A 3915-nucleotide genomic window follows, 5' to 3' on the forward strand; every position below is an offset into this window, starting at 1 on the left:
GGCCGTCGACGGCGGCATGCAGGGCCTGCGCCTGCGGGCCCCGGAGCCGGGCCGATGAGGATCGCCCTGCGCACGAAGGTGCGCGCCGACCGCATCGAGGAGTACGAGGCCGCCCACCGCGAGGTCCCCGGGGAGCTGGTGGCGGCCATCCGCAGGGCGGGCGCCACCACCTGGACCATCTGGCGCAGCGGCACCGACCTCTTCCACGTCATCGAGTGCGACGACTACGCACGCCTCCTGGCCGAGCTGGAGCACCTCCCGGTGAACGTCACCTGGCAGGCCCGCATGGCCGAACTCCTGGACGTGGTCCACGACTACACCGACGAGGGCAGCAGCGCCGGCCTCCCCGTCGTCTGGGAACTCTGAACCCCCGCGCCGCCCCGGACGGCAGCCCCAGCCGCGCCGAACGGCGCGGCTGAGTCCTTCGTACGCCCGTACACCGGCCCCTTGGGCCCGCCCTCAGGCGGTCGCCTCCTCGATGGCGTCCGGGGTCGTCGTCCACTCCACCCCGCCGCCCACGGGGACCAGCCACGCCATCCGGGGACCCGCGACCTGGCGCAGGACGGGTGTCGACCACACCCGGTGGGTCTCGGGCTCGGGGCAGATGGCGCGGAGCACGCCCGTGCGGCCGGAGGTCCGGTCCAGCACCAGCTTGCCCAGCAACGGATGGCGTTCGTGCCCCAGGCCGAGGCCCAGTCTGCTGCTCACGATGCGCTCCTCGGAGGTTCGTACGCGGTCGAGGATGTGCCCCCTCCCGGCGGTGGTCGGCCGACGGGTCCCGGAGTCGCCAACTGCCGTGCGGCCGGACCGCGGTGGGGGCGTGAGCGCGGTCGGCATGGTCGGCAGGTCCCCCAACTATGGCGGCCGACAACAGCAGTCCGCAAGCATCGCCCTGATAATTTCAGAATGTGTGCGACCCCCCTGTCAGCTTCATGCCGTCCGTGGCACACTCCCGGGGGTAGCAGCCGTGCCGGGAGGTCAGGTAAGTGAGCGAAACACGCTCGGGTGGCGGCAGCGCCCCGACCGTGCTGCGCATGGTCCTGGGCAAACGGCTGCGGCACCTGCGGGAGCAGGCGAAGGTCAGCTTCGACCAGGCCGCGGAGGCCATCGACGTCACGCCGTTGACGGTGCGGCGGATGGAGAAGGCGGAAGTCGGCCTGCGCATCCCGTACGTGCGGGAGCTGCTGCGCACCTACGGCGTCTCCGGCGCCGAGACCGACGACTTCCTCAGGATGGCCAAGGAGGCCAACCAGCCAGGGTGGTGGTACAAGTACCGCAACGTCCTTCCCGACTGGTTCCGGGCGTACGTGAGCCTGGAGACCGACGCCACCGTCATCCGCATCTACGAGCCGCACTACGTCCCCGGCCTGCTGCAGACCGCGGACTACGCCCGCACGCTCTTCCGCATCGGGTTCCCCAACGAGCCGGACGAGGCCGTCGAGCGGCGTGTGACGCTGCGGACGACCCGCGCGGACCTGCTGAACTCGCCCAGGGCGCCCGCGATGTGGGCCGTGCTGGAGGAGTCGGTGCTGCGCCGGCCCGTCGGCGGGCGGGAGGTGATGCGGGCCCAGATAGACCGCCTGATCGAAGCCATCGAGCTGCCGAACGTGAAGCTGCAGATCATGCCGTTCTCGGCCGGGCCGCACCCGGGCGCGTTCGGCCCGTTCCACTACTTCCGCTTCGGCTTCACCGAACTGCCCGACATCGTCTACACGGAGAACCTCACCGGCGCGGTCTACGTGGACCAGCCGGAGGACGTCGTCGGGTATCTGGAAACACTCGACCGGATGGCCGTCCAGGCCGATCCGGTGGACCGGACCAGGTCACGCCTGGTGGAGATGCGTAAGGAGTACGACTGACCATGCGAGCCGACCCCCCTACCTTCCGCAGCGGCATCCCGGCAACCGAACTCGGCACCGAGGGCTGGCAGAAGCCCTGGAGCGGCACCAACGGCGGGAGCTGCGTGGAGGCCAAGCGCCTGCCCGACGGCAGCATCGCGCTGCGCCAGTCCACCGACCCGACCGGACCGGCCCTCGTCTACACCCGTGAAGAGATGGTCGCCTTCCTGGAGGGCGCCAAGAACGGCCAGGCCGACTACCTCGTCGACTGACGACCGGCCACCACCCGCCGGCCGCGGGTGCGGACCGCGGGCGGTCGCGGGCGGTCGCGGGCGAAACGCCCCGCGAACGCTCGCCATCCGCCCCGGTCCGCCCCCGCGGAACCGGCGGAACACCCCTCGTACGACCGCGAAGTGACAGTACGTTAGGCGGCAGCAAAGACGCGCCGCAGGGCAGGAGATTCCCGATGGCAGAAGGCCAGTCCACCCCCGCCGAGGGGGCGCTCTCCAAGATCGACACTTCCGTGCCGCACTCGGCCCGGATCTGGAACTACTGGATGGGCGGGAAGGACAACTACGCGGTCGACCGGCAGGCCGGTGACGAGTACCGGCAGATCGCCCCGAACATCGAGACGATGGCCCGGGCGTCGCGCGACTACCTGATCCGCACCGTGACCCACGTGGCGGGTGAGGCCGGCATCCGCCAGTTCCTGGACATCGGCACCGGCCTGCCGACCTACGACAACACCCACCAGGTCGCCCAGCGGCTGGCACCGGAGTCGCGCATCGTCTACGTCGACAACGACCCGTTAGTGCTGCGGCACGCCCAGGCGCTGCTGACCAGCACCCGCGAGGGTGTGACCACCTATGTCGACGCCGACCTGCACAAGCCCGAGACGATCCTGGAACAGGCCCGCGAGACGCTCGACTTCGACCGCCCCGTGGCCCTGATGCTGATGGGGATCCTCGGCCACATCCAGGACTACGAAGAGGCCAAGTCCATCGTGCGCCGCCTGCAGGCCGCGCTGCCCTCCGGCAGCTACTTCGTGCACTACGACAGCACGGCGACCGACAAGGCGCTCCAGGAGGCCCAGCAGGGCTACGACGACACCGGCGCCATTCCGTACGTGCTGCGCACACCCGACGAGATCAGCGCGTACTACGACGGTCTGGAGCTGATCGAGCCGGGGATAGTCTCCTGCCCGCTGTGGCGGCCCGGGGCCGGTGCCGATCCGGAGCCCACCGACGTCTACGGCGGCGTCGCGCACAAGTCCTGACCCCGGGCCGGCCGTTCGCGCCGCGTCCGCTCTCCTTCCGCCGTACGCCGTACGCCGTGCCGTGCCCGTCGCGCCGACTGCCGCCGCGCTACGGGCGCTGCCCGGCCTCCAGCATCCCGACCACCCGCGCCAGCTGCGCGGCCCGGTTCTCCGCCGTCCGCGCCCGCAGCAGCCGCAGGATGACCCGGTAGCGGTCCGTCCTGCCGAGCCCGTCGAAGAAAGCCGCCGCCCGCGGGCTGCCCGCGAGCGCCTCCGCGAGGTCGGGCGGCACCTCGGCGTTCTTCTGCGACTCGTACGCCGCCTCCCACCGCCCGTCCGCCTGCGCGGCCCGTACCGCCGCGAGCCCCGGCCCGCGCATCCGCCCGGCCGCGGTCAGGACCCCGACCCGGTCCACGTTCACCCGCGACCACTGGCTGCGCGCCCGGCGCGGCGTGATCTTCTGCAGGTAGTGGGCGTCGTCGTACCGCCTGCGCAGGCCGGTGATCCAGCCGTAGCACAGCACCGCGTCGTCGACCTCGGCCGACGTGACGGAGGCGATCCCCGACCCCTTCTTCGCCACCTTGAGCCACATCCCCGACCGCAGGCCGTGGTGCTCGTCGAGCCAGGACTCCAGTGCGGCCGGATCGGCGAAGGCGCGGACGGGCGCGCCGTCGGGGGAGTCCGCGGCGGGGGAGCCGGCCCCGGGGGTCTCGTCGCCGGAGGATGCCATGCCACGTGTCCTTTCGCCGCCGCTGCGGCCACCGTACGTCGCACCGGCGATCTTCGGTGCGGCCCGCACGGGCGGATGCCGGGCCCCGCCGC

6 protein-coding genes are annotated in these 3915 nt (G+C 71.9%); 4 read left to right on the plus strand and 2 right to left on the minus strand.

Going from position 1 to position 3915, the window contains the following annotated elements; genetic code table 11:
- The first annotated feature begins 54 nt into the window (after positions 1-54).
- On the plus strand, positions 55-366 hold the full coding sequence (locus H5J30_RS21065) for an L-rhamnose mutarotase (protein ID WP_181788955.1): 312 nt from the start codon (positions 55-57) through the stop codon (positions 364-366).
- Positions 367-459: 93 nt separating this feature from the next.
- On the opposite strand, the gene H5J30_RS21070 is transcribed toward H5J30_RS21065, so the two are convergent.
- Entirely contained in the window at positions 460-708 is a 249-nt protein-coding gene (locus H5J30_RS21070; protein WP_181788956.1) for a hypothetical protein, read from the minus strand.
- Between the two features lie 278 nt (positions 709-986).
- Between H5J30_RS21070 and H5J30_RS21075 the strand changes: the two genes are divergently transcribed.
- The 3 genes from H5J30_RS21075 to H5J30_RS21085 all read left to right on the plus strand — a co-directional run bounded on the left by H5J30_RS21075 (position 987) and on the right by H5J30_RS21085 (position 3114).
- The gene (locus H5J30_RS21075; protein ID WP_508470585.1) at positions 987-1859 is read left to right on the plus strand and encodes a Sco1979 family transcriptional regulator; all 873 of its coding nucleotides are present in this window, start codon (positions 987-989) and stop codon (positions 1857-1859) included.
- Positions 1860-1861: 2 nt separating this feature from the next.
- Positions 1862-2110, plus strand: a complete 249-nt coding sequence (locus tag H5J30_RS21080) for a DUF397 domain-containing protein (RefSeq protein ID WP_037754506.1) — start codon at positions 1862-1864, stop codon at positions 2108-2110.
- A gap of 194 nt (positions 2111-2304) precedes the next feature.
- Positions 2305-3114: an SAM-dependent methyltransferase gene (locus H5J30_RS21085; protein WP_181788957.1), complete on the plus strand. Its 810-nt coding sequence runs from the start codon at positions 2305-2307 to the stop codon at positions 3112-3114.
- An 88-nt stretch (positions 3115-3202) separates the two neighbouring features.
- On the opposite strand, the gene H5J30_RS21090 is transcribed toward H5J30_RS21085, so the two are convergent.
- On the minus strand, positions 3203-3823 hold the full coding sequence (locus tag H5J30_RS21090; protein WP_181788958.1) for a YdeI/OmpD-associated family protein: 621 nt from the start codon (positions 3821-3823) through the stop codon (positions 3203-3205).
- Between the last annotated feature and the right edge of the window lie 92 nt (positions 3824-3915).

This window comes from Streptomyces phytophilus (genome assembly GCF_013870535.1).
Lineage (GTDB): Bacteria > Actinomycetota > Actinomycetes > Streptomycetales > Streptomycetaceae > Streptomyces > Streptomyces phytophilus.

Bases quoted from the DNA above. Each gene is read 5' to 3' on its own strand.
- H5J30_RS21085 (WP_181788957.1), top strand. From the start codon at position 2,305: ATGGCAGAAGGCCAGTCCACCCCCGCCGAGGGGGCGCTCTCCAAGATC.
- H5J30_RS21080 (WP_037754506.1), top strand. From the start codon at position 1,862: ATGCGAGCCGACCCCCCTACCTTCCGCAGCGGCATCCCGGCAACCGAA.
- H5J30_RS21065 (WP_181788955.1), top strand. From the start codon at position 55: ATGAGGATCGCCCTGCGCACGAAGGTGCGCGCCGACCGCATCGAGGAG.
- H5J30_RS21090 (WP_181788958.1), bottom strand. From the start codon at position 3,823: ATGGCATCCTCCGGCGACGAGACCCCCGGGGCCGGCTCCCCCGCCGCG.